General features: G+C 70.0%; 15 protein-coding genes and 2 tRNA genes. 6 read left to right on the top strand and 11 right to left on the bottom strand.

Going from position 1 to position 17581, the window contains the following annotated elements:
- Both hisN and EBH09_RS24720 read left to right on the top strand, forming a co-directional pair.
- The coding region (hisN, locus tag EBH09_RS24725) for a histidinol-phosphatase (protein WP_121749125.1) at window positions 1-793 on the top strand (793 nt) is incomplete at its 5' end.
- Between the two features lie 142 nt (window positions 794-935).
- Entirely contained in the window at window positions 936-1343 is a 408-nt protein-coding gene (locus tag EBH09_RS24720) for a CBS domain-containing protein (RefSeq protein WP_121749124.1), read from the top strand.
- A 150-nt stretch (window positions 1344-1493) separates the two neighbouring features.
- Here EBH09_RS24720 and EBH09_RS24715 read toward each other — a convergent pair whose 3' ends face one another.
- Window positions 1494-2945: a catalase gene (locus tag EBH09_RS24715; RefSeq protein ID WP_121749123.1), complete on the bottom strand. Its 1452-nt coding sequence runs from the start codon at window positions 2943-2945 to the stop codon at window positions 1494-1496.
- 144 nt (window positions 2946-3089) lie between these two features.
- On the opposite strand from EBH09_RS24715, the gene EBH09_RS24710 reads away from it, so the two are divergent.
- Window positions 3090-3506 (top strand): Fur family transcriptional regulator, encoded by a 417-nt coding sequence (locus EBH09_RS24710; RefSeq protein ID WP_121749122.1) that lies wholly within the window; start codon window positions 3090-3092, stop codon window positions 3504-3506.
- Window positions 3507-3619: 113 nt separating this feature from the next.
- Here EBH09_RS24710 and EBH09_RS24705 read toward each other — a convergent pair.
- The 4 genes from EBH09_RS24705 to EBH09_RS24690 form a co-directional block, all read right to left on the bottom strand.
- A tRNA-Met gene (locus EBH09_RS24705) sits at window positions 3620-3693 on the bottom strand.
- A 233-nt stretch (window positions 3694-3926) separates the two neighbouring features.
- Complete coding sequence (locus EBH09_RS24700) at window positions 3927-5753, bottom strand: tetratricopeptide repeat protein (protein ID WP_193776507.1); 1827 nt, start codon at window positions 5751-5753, stop codon at window positions 3927-3929.
- Between the two features lie 230 nt (window positions 5754-5983).
- A tRNA-Met gene (locus EBH09_RS24695) sits at window positions 5984-6057 on the bottom strand.
- A 75-nt stretch (window positions 6058-6132) separates the two neighbouring features.
- Window positions 6133-9117: a UPF0182 family protein gene (locus EBH09_RS24690; RefSeq protein WP_238697453.1), complete on the bottom strand. Its 2985-nt coding sequence runs from the start codon at window positions 9115-9117 to the stop codon at window positions 6133-6135.
- A gap of 164 nt (window positions 9118-9281) precedes the next feature.
- Here EBH09_RS24690 and EBH09_RS24685 point away from each other — a divergent pair, with 164 nt between their 5' ends.
- Window positions 9282-9824 (top strand): PPA1309 family protein, encoded by a 543-nt coding sequence (locus tag EBH09_RS24685; RefSeq protein WP_121749120.1) that lies wholly within the window; start codon window positions 9282-9284, stop codon window positions 9822-9824.
- A 33-nt stretch (window positions 9825-9857) separates the two neighbouring features.
- Here EBH09_RS24685 and EBH09_RS24680 read toward each other — a convergent pair whose 3' ends face one another.
- The 3 genes from EBH09_RS24680 to EBH09_RS24670 form a co-directional block, all read right to left on the bottom strand.
- Complete coding sequence (locus tag EBH09_RS24680) at window positions 9858-10952, bottom strand: PDZ domain-containing protein (protein ID WP_121749119.1); 1095 nt, start codon at window positions 10950-10952, stop codon at window positions 9858-9860.
- A 356-nt stretch (window positions 10953-11308) separates the two neighbouring features.
- Window positions 11309-11770, bottom strand: a complete 462-nt coding sequence (locus EBH09_RS24675; RefSeq protein WP_121749118.1) for a molybdenum cofactor biosynthesis protein MoaE — start codon at window positions 11768-11770, stop codon at window positions 11309-11311.
- A 143-nt stretch (window positions 11771-11913) separates the two neighbouring features.
- Window positions 11914-13035, bottom strand: a complete 1122-nt coding sequence (locus EBH09_RS24670; protein ID WP_121749117.1) for an SDR family oxidoreductase — start codon at window positions 13033-13035, stop codon at window positions 11914-11916.
- A gap of 192 nt (window positions 13036-13227) precedes the next feature.
- Between EBH09_RS24670 and EBH09_RS24665 the strand changes: the two genes are divergently transcribed.
- Both EBH09_RS24665 and EBH09_RS24660 read left to right on the top strand, forming a co-directional pair.
- Window positions 13228-14673: a zinc-dependent metalloprotease gene (locus EBH09_RS24665; protein WP_121749116.1), complete on the top strand. Its 1446-nt coding sequence runs from the start codon at window positions 13228-13230 to the stop codon at window positions 14671-14673.
- Entirely contained in the window at window positions 14670-15185 is a 516-nt protein-coding gene (locus EBH09_RS24660) for an NUDIX hydrolase (protein WP_121749115.1), read from the top strand. The genes EBH09_RS24665 and EBH09_RS24660 overlap by 4 nt, the downstream gene beginning before the upstream one ends.
- A 65-nt stretch (window positions 15186-15250) precedes the next feature.
- Here the strand turns inward: EBH09_RS24660 and EBH09_RS24655 are convergent, their stop codons facing one another.
- The 3 genes from EBH09_RS24655 to EBH09_RS24645 form a co-directional block, all read right to left on the bottom strand.
- Window positions 15251-16006, bottom strand: coding sequence for an AIM24 family protein (locus EBH09_RS24655; protein ID WP_121749114.1), 756 nt, complete (start codon window positions 16004-16006; stop codon window positions 15251-15253).
- Between the two features lie 17 nt (window positions 16007-16023).
- Entirely contained in the window at window positions 16024-16704 is a 681-nt protein-coding gene (locus EBH09_RS24650) for an AIM24 family protein (protein ID WP_121749113.1), read from the bottom strand.
- Window positions 16705-16717: 13 nt separating this feature from the next.
- The coding region (locus EBH09_RS24645) for an AIM24 family protein (protein WP_193776506.1) at window positions 16718-17581 on the bottom strand (864 nt) is incomplete at its 5' end.

Here is a 17581-nt window from a genome sequence, read left to right as displayed (position 1 = left end):
CTACCTCGACGACCTCCGCCTCGCCCACGTCCTCGCGGACGCCGCCGACGCCGCGACGATGGAACGCTTCAAGGCCCTTGACCTGAAGGTCGAGACCAAGCCGGACATGACCCCGGTGAGCGAGGCGGACAAGGCCGCCGAGGAACTCATCCGCGGCCACCTCGCCCGCGCCCGCCCCCGCGACGCGGTCCTCGGCGAGGAGTACGGCGTCGAGGGCACCGGCCCCCGCCGCTGGATCATCGACCCGATCGACGGCACCAAGAACTACGTGCGCGGCGTCCCCGTCTGGGCCACCCTCATCTCCCTCATGGAGGCGGGCGAGGGCGGCTACCAGCCCGTCGTCGGCCTCGCCTCCGCCCCGGCCCTCGGCCGCCGCTGGTGGGCGGTGAAGGACCACGGCGCCTTCACCGGCCGCAGCCTGACCTCGGCCTCCCGGCTCCAGGTCTCCCAGGTCTCCGCCCTCTCCGACGCCTCCTTCGCGTACTCCTCGCTCAGCGGCTGGGAGGAGCAGGGGCGGCTCGACGGTTTCCTCGACCTGACCCGCGAGGTGTGGCGCACGCGCGCGTACGGCGACTTCTGGCCGTACATGATGGTCGCCGAGGGCTCGGTCGACATCTGCGCCGAACCCGAGCTCTCCCTCTGGGACATGGCCGCCCCCGCGATCATCGTCACGGAGGCAGGCGGCACCTTCACCGGCCTCGACGGCCGCCACGGTCCGAACAGCGGCAACGCGGCGGCGTCGAACGGGCGGCTCCACGACGAGCTTCTCGGGTACCTCAACCAGCGCTACTGAGCGCCTTTCCGACGCCCCCTACGCGCCCCTGCCCGCCCTCTTGTTGACCCGTGCTTTACCTGCCACTCTGAGAGCCCCCCACTTGTGAATTTGTGAATCCATGAACTAACTCATGGATCACCGGCAGGAGGTGGCTCCACCCATGCTCGTCCGCGAAGCCATGAGCACGGTAGTCCTCACCATCGGCCCCGCCCACACCCTCCGCCAGGCCGCCGCACTGATGTCCGCGCGCCGCGTCGGCGCGGCCGTGGTGCACGACCCCGACGCCGGCGGCATCGGCATCCTCACCGAACGCGACGTCCTCGTCTCCGTCGGCATGGGCCAGGACCCGGACACCGAACGCGTCCACGCCCACACCACCACCGACGTCGTCTTCGCCACGCCCTCCTGGACCGTGGAGGAGGCGGCCCGGGCGATGGTGCACGGCGGCTTCCGCCACCTCATCGTCCTCGACCGCGGCGAGCCCGCGGGCATCGTCTCGGTCCGCGACATCATCCGCTGCTGGACGCCGGAACGCTCGCGCCCCGAGGCACCGGCGGTGATCGCCTGACGACAGCTCGCCGGCGACGCGGCTGGGGGCACTCCCGGCGACACCCCAGGCCGCACTCCCGGACTCACTCCGGCTGACACGACGAACGGGCCGGACCCCCGTACCCGGGGATCCGGCCCGCCGCTACGACAAGCGGTCCAGTGCTGGACGTCAGCCGCGCAGGGCCTGGACCGCGGCCTCCAGCCGCTTGCCGAAGTCACCGTCGGCCTGACGGAAGTTGTTGATCGCGCGCTCGATGATGTCGTCACGCGAGACGTCGGAGAGGGCGCCGGCCATGTTGTCGATCAGCCGCTCCTTCTCCTCTTCCGTCATCAGCCGGTAGAGGTTGCCCGCCTGGACGAAGTCGTTGTCCTCGGCGTGCGACGGAGTCGCGGTCTCGCCGGTGACACCGGAGACGGCGACCGGCTGCCACAGGGGCTTGTCCGTCTGGAACGGACCGCCGAAGCTGTTCGGCTCGTAGTTCTTCGCACCCTTGTGGCGGCCGTCGTACAGGTAGCCGTCACGGGAGTTGGTGCGCGCCTCGGTGGCGTGCGGACGGTTCACCGGCAGGTGGTCGGCGTTGATGCCGACGCGGTAGCGGTGCGCGTCGCCGTAGCCGAACAGGCGGCCCTGGAGCATCTTGTCCGGGGACGGGCCGATGCCGGGCACGAAGTGCGCCGGGGAGAAGATCGACTGCTCGACCTCGGCGAAGATGTTCTCCGGGTTGCGGTTGAGCTCCAGCTTGCCGAACTCGATGACCGGGTAGTCCGCGTGCGGCCACACCTTGGTCAGGTCGAACGGGTTGAAGCGGTACTTCGCGGCCTCGGCGACGGGCATGATCTGCACGCCGACGGTCCAGGACGGGAAGTCGCCGCGCTCGATCGCCTGACGCAGGTCGCGCTGGTGGGAGTCGGGGTCCTCACCCGCGAGCTTGTCGGCCTCGGCCTGCGTGAGGCACTTGATGCCCTGGTCGGTCTTGAAGTGGTACTTGACCCAGAAGGCCTCGCCGGCCTCGTTGTTCCACTGGAAGGTGTGCGAGCCGAAGCCGTCCATGTGGCGGTACGACGCCGGAATGCCCCGGTCACCGAACAGCCAGGTCACCTGGTGCGTCGACTCCGGCGACAGGCTCCAGAAGTCCCAGACGTTGTCCATCTCCGTCGAGCCCGTGTACGGGTCGCGCTTCTGGGTGTGGATGAAGTCCGGGAACTTGATGGCGTCCCTGATGAAGAACACCGGGGTGTTGTTGCCGACGAGGTCGTAGTTGCCCTCTTCGGTGTAGAACTTCAGCGCGAAGCCGCGCGGGTCACGGACGGCGTCCGCCGCGCCCAGGTTGCCGGCCACGGTGGAGAAGCGGAGGAAGGTCTCCGTCTCCTTGCCGACCTCGGACAGGAACTTCGCCCGGGTGTACTTGGTGACATCGGCGGTGACCGTGAAGGTGCCGTAGGCGCCGGCGCCACGGGCGTGCACGACACGCTCCGGGATGCGCTCACGGTTGAAGTGAGCCAGCTTCTCCAGCAGGAGCTGGTCCTGGACGAGCACGGGGCCGCCGATGCCCGCGGTCTCACTGTTCTGGTTGTCGGCTACCGGAGCCCCGGCCTCCGTAGTGAGCGGTCCCTGAGTCACGTACGCCTCCTGCGCCAATCCTGCAAAACCTGTCCCTTGGCTAATGCCGTTACCGATCCTACAATGGACAATGTCTAAGTCAAGTAAGACTCCAAAGTCACACACGTTCGGGACCTGGTCCCCCTTGCTGCTAGGCTGGTCTACATGAGTGACCTACTGGAACGGCTGCGTGGACGCGGCTGGCGCATGACCGCCCAGCGGCGCGTCGTGGCCGAGGTCCTCGACGGCGAACACGTCCACCTGACGGCCGACGAGGTGCACGCCAGGGCCGTGGGCAGGCTCCCGGAGATCTCCCGGGCGACCGTCTACAACACCCTGGGCGAGCTCGTATCGCTCGGTGAGGTGCTGGAAGTCGCGACGGACAAGCGCGCCAAGCGCTACGACCCGAACGCGCACCAGCCGCACCACCACCTGGTCTGCGCCCAGTGCGGCGCGATCCGCGACGTCCACCCGATCGGCAACCCGCTGGCCGACCTCCCCGACTCGGAGCGCTTCGGCTTCACCGTCTCGGACGTCGAGGTGACGTACCGCGGCACCTGCCCGAACTGCGCGGCGGCGTAAGCCCCCTCCCCTCGTACGAGAGCCCCGGCACCGACAGGCGCCGGGGCTCTTTCACGTGGGCGCCAACGCACCGAGGGCCGGAACCCTTTCGGATTCCGGCCCTCGGCCTTCAGTAGCGGGGACAGGATTTGAACCTGCGACCTCTGGGTTATGAGCCCAGCGAGCTACCGAGCTGCTCCACCCCGCGTCGATGAATGGAACATTACGTCAAGCCCACGACGAGAAGCAAATCGCTTCCACCGACGCTGCGTGCGGGCATTCGCGCCGCGACGCCTCCACCGCTGCGGGCAGTCGTGCCGCTGGGGCGGCACGGGTGGGCGCGGCGGCACCCGGGCAGCGCCGGACCACGCGACCCACCCGTCCCCCCAGCAACAACGCCGGCGCCCTCAAAGACACCCCAGCCCAGCGCAACGGCACGCGTCACGCCGACAACTCCTGCCGCAACGCGTCCCGCAGCCGAGCCGCCCGCTCCCCCACCTCCCGCGGTCCCAGGGACACCGCCCGGTCCGCCCACCGCTGCCCCTCGGCCAGTTCCCCGCGCCGCGCGCAGACCAGCGCCAGCCGCAGCGCCGCCCGTCCGTGCCCGGCGTCCGCCGCCCGGCGCCACCACACGACGGCCTCCGGCTCGCTGCCCTCCCGGGCCAGCAGCAGCCCGAGATTGAACGCGCCGTTGCGCGACCCGGCCTCGGCCGCCTCCCGGTACCAACGCGCCGCCTCCACCACGTCACCGCGGGCCGCGGCCAGCATCCCGACCCGCACCTGGGCCCGCCGGTGCCCCTGGGAGGCCGCCCGCTCGTACCACTCCTCGCACTCGGACTTCTCCTGTGCCGTCTCCCCCAGCTCGTGTGCGGGCGCTGGCGGCCGGCGTGCGTCGAGCAGCGCCGCCAGTCGGTACGCGGCCTCCGCGCTGCCACCCCCCGCCGCGCACCGCAGGAACCGTTCGGCCTCGCGCTCGTCGCCGTCGCGCAGGCGCGCCATCCCGACCTGCAGCGCCGCCTCGGTGTGTCCGGCGGCGGCAGCTCGCTCGTACCAGCGCAGTGCCGCCCGGTCCTCGCTCCGTCCGGCGTGCAGGATCCCGAGGTTGAAGGCGGCGTCGACGCTGCCCGCCTCGGCGGCCTTCGAGAACCACGGCTCGGCACCGGTCTCGTCCCCGCCACGCAGCAGCAGGATGGCCAGCGCGTTGGAGGCCTCCCGGTGTCCTGCGTACGCGGCCCGCCGGTACCACTGCTCGGCCTGCGTGGTGCGCCCCTGCTCGGCACAGAGGAGCCCGAGGTTGTACGCCCCGTTGTCGTCCCCGGCGTCCATGGCCGCCCGGTACCAGCGCTCGGCGGTCTGGGTCTCGCCGCGCTCGGCGTGCAGCGCGCCCAGCGCGTTGGCGGCGTTGCCGTCACCGTCCTGCGCGGCCCGCAGCCACCACACGGCGGCGCTCTCGCTGTCCCCGGCGTCCCGCAGAAGGAAGCCGAGCGCGCAGGCGGCGCGCGCCTCGCCGTCCTTGGCGGACGTCAGGTACCAGCGGCCGGCCTCCTTGAGTTCTCCCCGCTTCTCCAGGATCGTCCCGAGGTGCAGTGCGGCCCGCCGGTGGCCGCGCGCGGCGGCCTGCCGGTACCACTGCTCGGTCTCCTCGGCCGCGGGGGCCGTTGCCCCGTCGTCGCCGGCCCGGCCCTGCCCGGCGCGCCGGTCCAGCGTCCGGGCCAGCCGGTACGCGGCCTCCCGGTGCCCGCGGTCGGCCGCGGCCCGCATCCACCGCTCGGCGCCGGCGTCGTCACCGCGGTGCTCCAGCAGGTCGGCCAGCGCGTAGGCGCCCAGCACATGGCCCTGCTCGGCCGACTGGCACAGCCAGTACTCGGCGGCGGGCTCGTCGCCGCGCTCGCGGAAGTGCCGCCCCAGCGCGTGGGCGGCCGCGGCGGACCCGGCGACGGCGGCGATCCGCCACCATCCGGCGGCCTCGTCGGCGTATCCGCGCTGGTGCAGCAGGACGCCCAGGTTGTTGGCGGCGGCCCGGTCACCGGCCGCGGTGGCGGCACGCAGATGAGACTCGGCTCCGTCGAAGTCGCCGCGGCGCAGCAGCATCGCGCCGAGGACGCTCATCGCCTCCGCCTCGCCGGCCTCGACGGCGAGCCGCAGGCGCACTTCCTCGGCAGCCTCGTCGGCGGCCTCCTGTGCCTCGTCCGCGGCTTCCTCCTGACCGGACGGCTGCGCAAAACGCCCTGTCCCGAACAGATTTGCCATGTCCCCCATAACGTCCATCGTCGCACCACCTGCAACCTGGGTACATCCGGTATACCGCAGCCAGTGAGGTCACTTCAGCGTTTTGTCGACATGCCCACAGGGAGACAAGTCAAACACAGATCCCCCCAACTCCCCTTGGCGGCGCGGCCGTAGCCCTCACCGGCACATGCGTTCGCACATCACAAAGGCCCGGATCCCTTTCGGAATCCGGGCCTTCATGGTCGTTCGCACGTAGCTCACGACTTCAGTAGCGGGGACAGGATTTGAACCTGCGACCTCTGGGTTATGAGCCCAGCGAGCTACCGAGCTGCTCCACCCCGCGCCGTTGTGTTCACAACCCTAGCACGGCGCGGGATGGGCTTTGACCAGCTCTAACGCTCAGCTCGAAGCAACGGGGTCAGCCGCCGCCCTGGCCCGAGCCGGAATCTCCGGCGGGGTCCGGACTCGGACTGGCCTTGCCGTCCTCGCCCTTGTCCCCGTTCTTGTCGTCCCCGTTCTTGCCGCCGCTCTCGTCGGCCTGGGCCTGCGCGTCCTCGGCGCGTTGCAGAGCCTCCTCCAGATCCTTCTGCGCCTCCGCGTACGCGGCGAGGTCCTTCTGTTCCAGCGCCTTCTGGCCGGCGTCGAAGGCCTTCTGCGCGTCGCTGAGCGCTTCCCGGACCGTCGGGTTGCCGGAGGTCGGCGGTGGCTCGGTGGTGTCCTCGCCCTCGTCCGGTGGTGGCTGGGTCGAGCCTTCCTCCGCCTCCCCGAAGACCTTGGCGAGGGCCTCGTCGAGCGTGTTCTCGAAGGCGGTGTTGCCCCCGTAGCTCACCAGGACCTTGCGCAGCAGCGGGTACTTGAGGTCACCACCGCGCACGTAGACCGGCTCGACGTACAACAGGCCCCCGTCGAGCGGCACCGTCAGCAGGTTGCCGTACTCGACCTCGGAGTCGCCGCCTCTCAGCAGCCTGATGGTCTCGGCGATGTCCTGCTCGGAGTTCAACTGGCTCTGGACCTGTTTCGGCCCGTTGACCGTCGTACTGGTCGGCAGTTTCAGGATCCTGATCTTGCCGTAGCCCTCTGTCCCGGCCTCGGCGTCGACCGCCATGAACGCACTGAGGTTGTCACGTCCGTTGGGCGTGAACGTCGTCGTGAGCGAGAACGCCTGTTGCTTCTGATCAGGCATCTTCATGCTCAGGTAGTACGGCGGTACCGCGTCGCCCGACTTGTTGGTCGGGTCGTCCGGCACCTGCCAGACCTCGCTGCCGCTGAGGAACGTGTTGGCGTCCTTCACGTGGTAGCGCGTGAGCAACTCGCGCTGGACCTTGAACAGGTCCTGCGGGTAGCGCATATGCGCCATCAGCGCGTCGGAGATCTCGCTCTTGTCCTGCACCGTGTTCGGGAACGCCTTCATCCAGGTCTTGAGGACCGGGTCCTTGGTGTCCCACTGGTAGAGCTTGACGTCACCGGTGTACGCGTCGACGGTCGCCTTCACGGAGTTGCGGATGTAGTTGACCTGGTTCTGCTGGGCCACCACCGCGCGCTGGTTGTTGGCCGCGGTCAGCGAGTCCGCGGTCGTGTCACCGAGCGTCGTACGCGAGGCGTACGGATAGCCGTTCGTCGTCGTGTACGCGTCGACGATCCACTGGATACGGCCGTCCACCACCGCGGGATAGGCGTCGCCGTCGATGGTCAGCCACGGGGCGACCGCCTCGACGCGCTCCTTGGGTGTGCGGTTGTACAGGATCCGCGAGCCCTCGCCGATCGCACCGGAGTAGAGGATCTGCGGCTCGCTGAACGCTGCCGCGTACGCCGCCCGGTTGATCGGGGTGGACAGGTCCACCCCGCCGTCGCCCTTGTAGCTGAACGTCTTCTCGCCGTTGTCGTCGGAGTAGTCGATCTCCTTCTGGGGACCGCCGACGATCGAGTACGTGGTGGTCTTCTCGCCGTAGTAGATCCGCTGCTCGTACGTCCCGAGGTCGCCCTTGGACGGCAGGTCGGACTCGGTGAAGACCGGACGGCCCTCGGAGTCGACCTCGGTGCCCTTGGCCGCGACCACTCCGTAGCCGTGGGTGTAGCGGAAGTGGTTGTTGATCCAGTTCTTCTTCGGGATGCCGGCCAGGTTCAGCTCGCGCAGACCGATGACCGTGTCCTGGTCCTTGCCGTCCTTGCTGTATCGGTCGACGTCCAGGTTGTTCGGGAACGCGTAGTAGTTCCTCATCTGCTGGAGTTGCTGGAACGTCGGCGAGATGACGTTCGGGTCCATGATCCGGATGGACGCGGCGGCGTCCACGTCGTCACGGAGCTTGGTCTGGTCCTTGGTCTGGCTCACGCCCGGGTACTCGCTGACCTGGGTGCCCTCGATGCCGTAGGCGTCGCGCGTCGCCTTGAGGTTCTTCTCGACGTACGGCGCTTCCTTGGCCTGCTCGTTCGGCTGGACCTGGAACTTCTGGACCAGCGCCGGGTACAGACCGCCGATGAGGATCGCGGAGAGCACCATCAGACCGAAGCCGATCACGGGCAGCTGCCAGGTGCGCCGCCAGATGGTGGCGAAGAACAGCAGCGCGCAGATGACGGCGATGCAGAACAGGATCGTCTTGGCCGGCAGGTAGGCGTTGGCGTCGACGTACCTCAGACCGGTCCAGCTGTCGGTCGCCTTGAAGTCGCTGGACTTCACCGCCAGCCCGTACCGGTCGAGCCAGTAGGCGACCGCCTTGAGGGCGACGAAGACGCCGATGAGCACCGACAGGTGCCCGGTGGCCGCGGCCGTGGCGCGCGCGCCCGGGCTGGTGACGCGGAGCCCGCCGTACAGGTAGTGGGTGAGCGCGGCGGCGATCACCGAGATGATCACGGCGGCGAAGCCGAAGCCGAGCAGGAACCGGTACCAGGGCAGGTCGAAGGCGTAGAAGGAGACGTCCAGCTTGAACTGGGGGTCCTTCTGCCCGAAGGGCACTCCGTTGACCCACATCAGCCAGGTCCGCCACTGACCGGACGCCGAGGCGCCGGCGATCAGGCCGACCAGGGCCGTGATGCCGAGCAGCAGCCACTTCTTGTACGGGGCGATGCCCATGCGGTACCGGTCGAGGTTCTGCTGCTCCATCGACATGGCGCTCAGCGGCGGCCGCAGCCGGTGGGCCAGCCAGATGTTGAACCCGACGGCGAGTGCCATCAGCAGACCGAAGACGAAGAAAAGTCCGATCTTGGTCCACAGGGTCGTCGTGAACACCGACGAGTAGTGGACCGACCGATACCAGAGCCAGTCCGTCCAGAATCCCGCGAACATGGTGAACGCCATGGCAAGCACGGCAAGGACACCAAGTGTCATCAGCAGGGTTCGGACACGCCGGGACGGGCGGCCCACTCTGATCCGCGGCCCCGTCGGGGGGCCTCCGCCGCGGTCCGGCATCTGGAAAGCCAAGGTGCGCACCTCGAAGTTCGCTGTTGATCCGTCAGGCCCCCGGGTTCGCGGGCCCCCCGTGCGCCCTCGTGACCGTGGGCCCACACCTATGCAACTTACTCATCGTTTACTCGGTTCCCGATTCGGGCCAGTAACGAGGCAGGATTGTGACTATGTCCAACACCCCCATGGCAGCGAGCCCCCTCACCCGGGCCGTACTCGAGATCGACGAGTACGTCTCCGGCCTCGGCTGGGACCAGCCCGCACGCCTCTTTGCACTTGTCGACACCGCACGGCTGAGGGCCGATCAGCCCTCGCTCGCGAACCGGCTCGGTCTGCAGGACGAGCCGGAGAGCTCCGGCCTGACCCCGATCGAGCAGGATGAGATTCCAACGGACCAGCCGCTCGACGAGTTCCTGGGCACGATCGCCTGGCCCGACGCGGTCGTCGGCTGCGCGCTCGCAGTGGAACGCCTGATGCTGCCGCCGTCCGCCGAGACTCAGGTCCCCGAGGGCCTGAACGAGACGAAACTGGCGCAGTGGGTGGCGGAGCACCCCGACCGCCAGGAGGTCCGCATGACGGTCGCGGTCCTGCGCGACGGTGCCCGCGACTCGGCCCTGCGCCTGCGGGAGAAGGACGCCGCCACGGAGGTCCTCACGGGCTCCGACCTGGTGCCGGGGCTGGCCCACGCCCTGACGGCGACCTTCGAGGAGTAGCCCCGAGGGGCTCTACGCGGCTGCTCGGTCACATCACCCGGTCGGGCACTTCGGCAGGCTGGCGGTCTTCCCGGAGCGGATGTCCTTCAGTGCGCCGAGGGCGTCGTCCATGGTGCCCACCTTCACGAGGGTGAGCCCGTCGGGGATGTCCTCGGCGGCGGCCGCGCAGTTGTCGGCGGGTGTCAGGAAGTAGCGGGCGCCCTTGTCGCGTGCGCCGATCGTCTTCATCCCGATGCCGCCGATCGGGCCGACCTTGCCGTTGTCGTCGATCGTCCCGGTGCCCGCGACGAACTTGCCGCCGGTCAGGTCGCCCGGAGTGAGCTTGTCGTAGATGCCGAGGGCGAACATCAGACCGGCGCTGGGGCCGCCGACGTCGGCCAGCTTGATGTCGATGGAGAACGGGAGGGTGTGATCGGTCCCCGCGGAGATCCCGACGATGGCGCGCTTCTCACCGGCGTCGTCGGAGGGCGCGGTTGTGATCTTGACCTTCTGTGTCTCGGTGGGCGTCCGGCCCTCCTTCTCCGCGGCGGTCTGCTCCTTGGCGGGCACGATCGTGAAGACGACGTCCTGTCCGGGTTCGCGCTCGGTCACCAGCTCGGCGACGTCGGCGGGCTTCTTGACGGTCGTACCGTCCACCGCCTTGATCACGTCTCCGGCGTGCAGCCGGCCCTCGGCCGGGGAGTCCTTGACGACCGTGGAGACCACCACCCAGGACTTCACCGGGATGTCGAGTGCCTTCAAAGCTGCGACCTTGGCGCTCTCCTGGGACTGGCTGAACTCCTCGGCGTTCTCCTGAGTGGCCTCTTCCTCGGTCTTGCCGTCCGGGTAGAGGGTCTCGTGCGGCACCACGCGGTTGTCGTGCGCCAGCCAGCCGTAGACCGCCTCGACGAGGTTCATCCTGTACTCGGCGCTGGTGACCCGGACGGTGGTCATGTTCAGGTGGCCGCTCGCCTCATAGGTCTTGTGCCCGTCGATCTGCAGCACCGGCTCGCCGTCGTGATCCCCAAGGGTGTTCACCGTCGGCCCCGGGGACATCTCCGAGTACGGCACGGGGATGAACACACCCGCGCACAGGAGCGCGATCAGCATCAGGGTGGAGGCGAGCATCGTCGCGGTGCGGCGTGGCATGGCACGACAGTACGGGACAGAGCTGTCAGAACACCGTCAGGGCTGCGCCGTCCGGTCAGGCCCCGGTGCGGGGCCTCTCCATGGCCTCGCGGAAGCGGGCGTACCCGTCCAGCTCGGGCCCGTCGCTCCGTGCCTTACGAGTCCGATTGGCCCAACTGCCCCACAGACCCGCGCCGACAGCCGCCACAAGCGGAATCAGCAACCAGGCAAGCGCTGCCATGCCGACCTCCCAACCCCATGAGCGTCCGCGACTGACTGATCAGCAGATTAACCATCCGCCGTGACAACGCTCACGCCGGGGGGTCGGTTACGCAACCGGAGCCGCGCGTGGTGACGCAAGGGTGTTCGCGACGCCTTCAGCAGGCGCCCACCCATTCCTCGGACCCGTCGGAGAAGGTCTGGTGCTTCCAGATGGGCACTTCGTGCTTCAGGTCGTCGATCAGCTTCCGGCAGGCGTCGAAGGCCTCGCCCCTGTGCGGGCAGGACACGGCGACGACCACGGCGAGATCCCCGACCTCCAGGTCACCCACACGGTGTACCGCCGCGAGCGCGCGTACGGGGTACTCCGCGACGACCTTCTCGGCGATCCGCCGCATCTCGGCCTCGGCGCTGGGGTGGCAGGAGTACCCGAGCCGGTCGACGTCGGTTCCGCCGTCGTGGTTGCGCACCGTCCCGACGAACAGCGCGGTCCCGCCGGCCGCGTCGTCCCCGACGGCCCGGAAGACCTCGTCCACGGAGAGGGGCGTCTCCCGGATGCCGATCAGCTTCACGGGGTCCGGCGCGGCCAGCTCACCGGGGTGATCGTTCGTGGTTGCCATACGCCCATCGTGCCCCACGGCACGGACGGCGCGGAATAGCGCTTTCGCCCGGCACGCGCGCGTACCGCTTTGGAGCCTCCTACAGGGACCCGTGGCCGGCCGGTACGGGGCGGGAGTCCGGGTGGACGCGAGGGCGCCCCGCGTCAGATCCTGCGCCGCGCCTTCCGGGCCCGGCGCACCACCGCGGCCGCGCCCAGCAGCGCCACCGTCGCGCCCGCGGCTCCCGCCGCAGTCGCGTCCTTGCGTCCGAGGCGCCGCCCGGCGACCGTGTGCCGCCCGGCGACCTCCTCCAGAAGCTCGGCGAGCACCTCCTCGTTGGTGTACTTCGGGCGCCATCCGGCGTCGTGCAGCCGGCTGCCGCTCACCACCCACGGGTACATCGTGTACGCCAGGTCCCCGGCCGGGGACGGCGTCAGCCCGATCCGGTGCAGCCGGGCCGCCGCGCCGAGCGCGACCGCCGACGGCAGCTCCATCCGCCGGATACCGCTGAGCTCCTCGACCTCCTCCTGCTCCAGCCACCCGTCGCAGCCGACGGCCAGTTCTCCGTCGGCCTTCTCCAGAACGGCGTACTCCAGGGCGCTGCACAGATCGTCGACGTGGCAGAACTGCCAGGCCGGCCGCGACCCGGCCACCACCAGCAGTCTGGGCGACTCGAAGTACCTGGTCAGCGCGGTGTCCATGCCTCCGATCAGCACTGCGGGCCGGACCACGGTCACGTTGAGTCCGGGGTGTGCGCGGGGGGCGCGCCGGGCGAGCCGTTCGATCTCCAGCAGATCCCCGACCCCCGTGGCCTCGGCCGTGGCGCGCAGCTCGGCGTCCTCGGACAGCGGCAGCTCGTTCTCCGGGAGGGCGCCGTAGACCATCGCGGAGGTGCAGAGCACGACGCGGTGCACGCCGGCCGCCGCGGCGGCGGTCAGGACGGTCTGCGTCCCCCGGACGTTGTAAGCCGTCCGGGCGGCCGCGTCGGTCTCCAGATCGAGGTCGAGCGCCAGGTGTACCACGACGTCCGCACCACGCAGTTTCTCGGCGATGGCCGGGTCCCGTACGTCCAGGATCTGCCACTGTGCCGCCGCGCACTCACCACGCCTTTCGTCGATGGCCACGACCTGTCTGACCTCGTCGGACGCGGCGAGCCGCTCGGTGAGCAGCGCCCCTACGCCGGACGCGGCACCGGTGACCGCGACGACGGGTCCGCGCGCGCCGGAGCGGGCGGAACTGGTTGACTGGTTTCGCGCTGCGCGAACCTGCGGATCTGGGGAACTCACCGGGCGTCTCCAGCGGTTGTCTTCAGTACGGGCGCGAGCGACGCGTACGTACCAGGTGGCATCCATCCTGCCGCAGGCCGTCAGTCGGCGAAGCACCGAGGCCCGAACCGCCCCGGGTGTCTACGCTGGGTGGTGAAGTCGGGCAGCCGTGCCGCCGGAAAGAACCGGCGGCCCTACCAGCCGAGGAACCCCGTGAGTGACACCCCATTCGGATTCGGCCTTCCGCCGGAGGAGCCGGACGACGGCGACGAAGGCAAGAAGAAGGACCAGCAGGGCGGTGGTGGTCAGGGACCGGCCAACCCGTTCGGATTCGGGACGCCCGGAGCCGGAGGCTTCGGCGGCCCCGGTGCGGACAACCCGTTCGCTGCCATGTTCGGTTCCATGAACCCCAACGACCTGGGCGCCGCGTTCCAGCAGCTGGGCCAGATGCTCTCCTACGAGGGCGGCCCGGTGAACTGGGACATGGCCAAGCAGATCGCCCGCCAGACGGTCTCCCAGGGCACGCCGGACGGCACCAAGGACGCCAGCGTCGGCCCCGCCGAGCGCAATGCCGTCCAGGAGGCCGTCCGCCTGGCCGACCTGTGGCTGGACGACGCGACCGCCCTGCCCTCCGGTGCGGGTACCGCGGTGGCCTGGAGCCGAGCGGAATGGGTCGAGGCGACCCTGCCCGCCTGGCGGGAGCTCGTCGACCCGGTCGCCGAGCGTGTCGGCACCGCCATGGGCGACGTCCTGCCCGAGGAGATGCAGGCCATGGCCGGCCCGCTGATCGGCATGATGCGGTCCATGGGCGGAGCCATGTTCGGCACGCAGATCGGCCAGGCCGTCGGCGTGCTCGCCGGCGAGGTCGTCGGCTCGACCGACGTGGGCCTGCCGCTCGGCCCGGCCGGCAAGGCCGCGCTGCTCCCGGTGAACATCGAGGCGTTCGGCAAGGACCTCGGCGTGTCGCAGGAGGAGGTGCGGCTGTACCTCGCCCTGCGCGAGGCCGCCCACCAGCGCCTCTTCGCGCACGTGCCGTGGCTGCGCTCGCACCTGTTCGGCGCGGTCGACGGCTACGCGCGCGGGATCAAGGTCGACACGGCCAAGCTGGAGGACGTGGTCGGCCAGTTCGACCCGCAGAACCCCGAGCAGCTGCAGGAGGCTCTCCAGCAAGGCATGTTCCAGCCGGAGGACACCCCGGAGCAGAAGGCGGCCCTGGCCCGCCTGGAGACGGCTCTGGCGCTCGTCGAGGGCTGGGTGGACGCGGTGGTGCACGCCGCCGCCAAGCCGCGTCTGTCGTCCGCAGACGCGCTGCGCGAGACGCTGCGCCGCCGTCGCGCCTCGGGCGGACCGGCGGAGCAGACCTTCGCCACGCTGATCGGCCTGGAGCTGCGCCCGCGCCGCCTGCGCGACGCCTCCCGTCTGTGGGCGTCCCTGACGGACGCGCGCGGTGTCGACGGCCGGGACGGCCTGTGGGCTCACCCGGACATGCTGCCGACCGCGACCGACCTGGACGACCCGGACGGCTTCGTCCACCGTGAGCAGCTGGACTTCTCCGAGCTGGACAAGATGCTCGGCGAGGCGGCCGGCAAGCCCGACCTGAAGAAGAAGGACGAGAAGGGCCGGGACGACGCCGACGGCAAGGGCGACGGCACCGAGTGAGCCTGCACGACGACGCGGTCCTGGTCCTGAAGGCGTACGAGGGCCAGGACGAGCTGCGCCAGGTCTACCTGGACCACCTCGCGAGGCACCCGGACGGCATGTGGAAAGCCTGCGGGGACGGGCACATCACGGCGAGCGCCCTGGTGATCGACCCGTCGCGCGGGCGGGTCCTGCTGACCCTCCACAAGAAGCTGCGCATGTGGCTGCAGATGGGCGGCCACTGCGAGCCGGTCGACGAGACGCTGGCGCGGGCCGCGCTGCGCGAGGGGACCGAGGAGTCCGGCATCGCCGGTCTGGCCCTGGTCCCCGGCGGCCCGGTGCGGCTGGACCGTCACCACACGCCCTGCGCCTGGCACCTGGACGTCCAGTACGCGGCGGTGGCTCCGGAAGGGGCCTTGGAGGCGATCAGTGACGAGTCCCTCGACCTGCGCTGGTTCCCGTACGCCGAGGTCGCGGACGTGGCCGACGAGTCGGTCGTACGCCTGCTGGAGGCGACCCGCGCCCGCCTCTGAACCGGGTAAGGGGTGACCGCCCTTGCGATCACCCCTTACGAGCCGTGCGACACGGCGCCGCGCGCTCAGCTCCAGACGTTGCCCTGGTTCTGGCCGCGAGCGCCCTGCTGGCCCATGCCGTACTGCGCGGCGACCCCCTGCCCGAGCTGGGCGTTCTGCGGAGGCAGCAGTTCGCTGGGCTGGACGAGCGCGAAGCCGCTGCCCATGAAGCTGAGCTCCCAGCCCTCACCGGTGCTGCCACGGCGCCGCCACACCCCGGAGGAGTGCGTCTGGGCCTGCATCTGCACGCGCAGACCGGTGGACCAGGCGACGATCGCGTCGGCGTCGCAGTTGACGTACTTGTCGGGCGTCACCTGCATCAGCAGCGGGGCGCCCGAGGTCATCAGGGCGACCTTGCCCCGGCCGGTGATGTTGAGCTGGTACTTGCCCGAGCCGGAGATGCCGTACAGGCTGTCGACCGCGATGACCTCGTGGTGCAGGGACGAGTCCATCGCCAGCACGTAGCTGCTGTCGACGGTGAGGCCCTCCTGGTCGACCTCCATCACGTGGATGCACTGGGCGAGGTTGGCGAGGAAGACCGTGCCCTGCCCGTGGCAGCGCATCAGGTCCAGGCCCTCACCGGTGTGCGCACGCGCGCGTGACTGGTTGTTGCTCTGGTACTCGGCGTCGAACTCGACGAGTCCCTGGTAGGCGACCATCGTGCCCTTGCGGGCGAGCACGTCGTCGTGGCCCTCCAGGGCCACGCGCAGCATGTGCTTGTTCTGCAGGCTCCAGGCTTCCTGGGTCTGCTGGTCGTTGTAGGCGAAAAGCGGGCTCTGCATGATGTTCTGGCTCCCCCTCAGCGCCGGACCCGGAGGCGGTCGGTGCTGTCCTCGCTGGGCTGGACGACGACGATGCCCTGACCTGAGAAGGCCATCTGGTAGGCCTCGCCGCTGCCGCGGCCGATCAGCGACTGCGCCTTGAAGCTGCGCTTGCCCTTCACCTTGAGGTTCGGGGACCAGGCGACGAGCGCGTCCGGGTCGACGTACGTCTCGTCCTCGCCACCGCCGCAGTCGACCACGATCGGCTTGCCCCGGGAGGTGAGCGCGACCCACCCCTGACCGGAGATCTTGGTGTTCCACAGCCCCTGTCCGGCGAACTTCGCCAGGCCCTTGACCCGCTCCACGCCCCACGTGAGCTGGGCGTCGAAGGCGAGCAGGTTGGTGGCGTTGACGGAGATCCCGTCGCCGTTGAGGTTGATGACGACGACGTTCGCACCGTAGTCGGCGAGGTAGAGCAGTCCGTCGCCGGAGCACTTCATCAGGGGCGCGCCCTCGCCGGTCATCCAGTCCTTCGCGATCTGGCGGACGGCAGGCGGATTGGGCTCGTACTGGACGAAGCCCTCGTAGGCGACCATCGAGCCCACGCGCGCGAGGAGGTCGTTCCCGGTCTGCATGGCGACCTTCAGCATGTGGTTGCCGTGGTTCTCCATGCGTGCGGTGACCGGTGCGGGGGCGTAGCCCGCGAGCGGCTGGTTCATGTCGGGCTCTCCCTCAGATCTCGTACGGCTGGACGATGACGAAGTTGCCGGGCGCCGCCCGGAACTGCAGGTTGACGCTCTCGCCCGTGTCGCCCGCGTAGGAGTTCCGGCGCATCCGCACCTGGCTGGAGACGACCACCTGGGCGGCTGCCGACCAGGCGACGACGGCGTTGCAGTCGGCGAACGTGGTGGGCGTGACCGGGAGCACCACGGGCACGCCGTGCGTCTTGACGACGATCGTGCCGGTGCCCTGGAACTGCATCGTGAACAGCGCGCCCCCGGGAATGCCGTGTCCCTCGATGCGGCGGACCTCGTACTGGAGGCTCTCGTCGAAGGCGAGGACGTTCTCCGCGGAGACGCAGATGGCGTCGCCCTGGAGCTCGATGGGGTGCAGCATCGCGGAGTTGTCGGCGAGGAACACCTGCCCCTTGCCGGTGCAGCGCATGAGCTGCATCTCCTGGCCGGTGGCGTTGCCCACGACCCGGCCGGCGAACCCGGCGCCCTTGTAGCTGAAGTCGACCTTGCCCTGGTAGAGCACCATGCTGCCCTGCCGGGCAAGGACGGGGTGGCCTTCCGCACCGAGGTCGACGCGGACCAGCTTCTTGTTCTGCTGGGTCCAGCGCTGTCCGGTCGCCGTCTCCTTGAACTGCTGGAGCGCGGCCATCACCCCGGCGCCCTGCGGCGCGCCCTGGGGCATGCCCTGCGGGGCCTGCTGGCCGTAGCCGGGGGGCGGAGCGGGCTGTCCGTAACCCTGCGGCGGGGCCGGCTGGCCGTAACCGGGTGGCGGAGCCGGGGCCTGGGGGGCCTGCGGCTGGCCGTAGCCGGGCGGCGGCGGGGCACTCTGACCGGGGACCTGACCGTACGGCGGCTGCTGCCC

This window comes from Streptomyces sp. E2N166 (assembly GCF_003671715.1).
GTDB classification, from domain to species: domain Bacteria; phylum Actinomycetota; class Actinomycetes; order Streptomycetales; family Streptomycetaceae; genus Streptomyces; species Streptomyces thinghirensis.
Note: the sequence above shows the minus strand (reverse complement) of the source record. Positions and strands in the feature narration are given on the sequence as shown.

Bases quoted from the DNA above. Each gene is read 5' to 3' on its own strand.
- EBH09_RS24720 (WP_121749124.1), top strand. From the start codon at position 936: ATGCTCGTCCGCGAAGCCATGAGCACGGTAGTCCTCACCATCGGCCCC.
- EBH09_RS24710 (WP_121749122.1), top strand. From the start codon at position 3,090: ATGAGTGACCTACTGGAACGGCTGCGTGGACGCGGCTGGCGCATGACC.
- EBH09_RS24700 (WP_193776507.1), bottom strand. From the start codon at position 5,753: ATGGACGTTATGGGGGACATGGCAAATCTGTTCGGGACAGGGCGTTTT.
- EBH09_RS24690 (WP_238697453.1), bottom strand. From the start codon at position 9,117: ATGCCGGACCGCGGCGGAGGCCCCCCGACGGGGCCGCGGATCAGAGTG.
- EBH09_RS24685 (WP_121749120.1), top strand. From the start codon at position 9,282: ATGTCCAACACCCCCATGGCAGCGAGCCCCCTCACCCGGGCCGTACTC.
- EBH09_RS24680 (WP_121749119.1), bottom strand. From the start codon at position 10,952: ATGCCACGCCGCACCGCGACGATGCTCGCCTCCACCCTGATGCTGATC.
- EBH09_RS24675 (WP_121749118.1), bottom strand. From the start codon at position 11,770: ATGGCAACCACGAACGATCACCCCGGTGAGCTGGCCGCGCCGGACCCC.
- EBH09_RS24655 (WP_121749114.1), bottom strand. From the start codon at position 16,006: ATGCAGAGCCCGCTTTTCGCCTACAACGACCAGCAGACCCAGGAAGCC.
- EBH09_RS24650 (WP_121749113.1), bottom strand. From the start codon at position 16,704: ATGAACCAGCCGCTCGCGGGCTACGCCCCCGCACCGGTCACCGCACGC.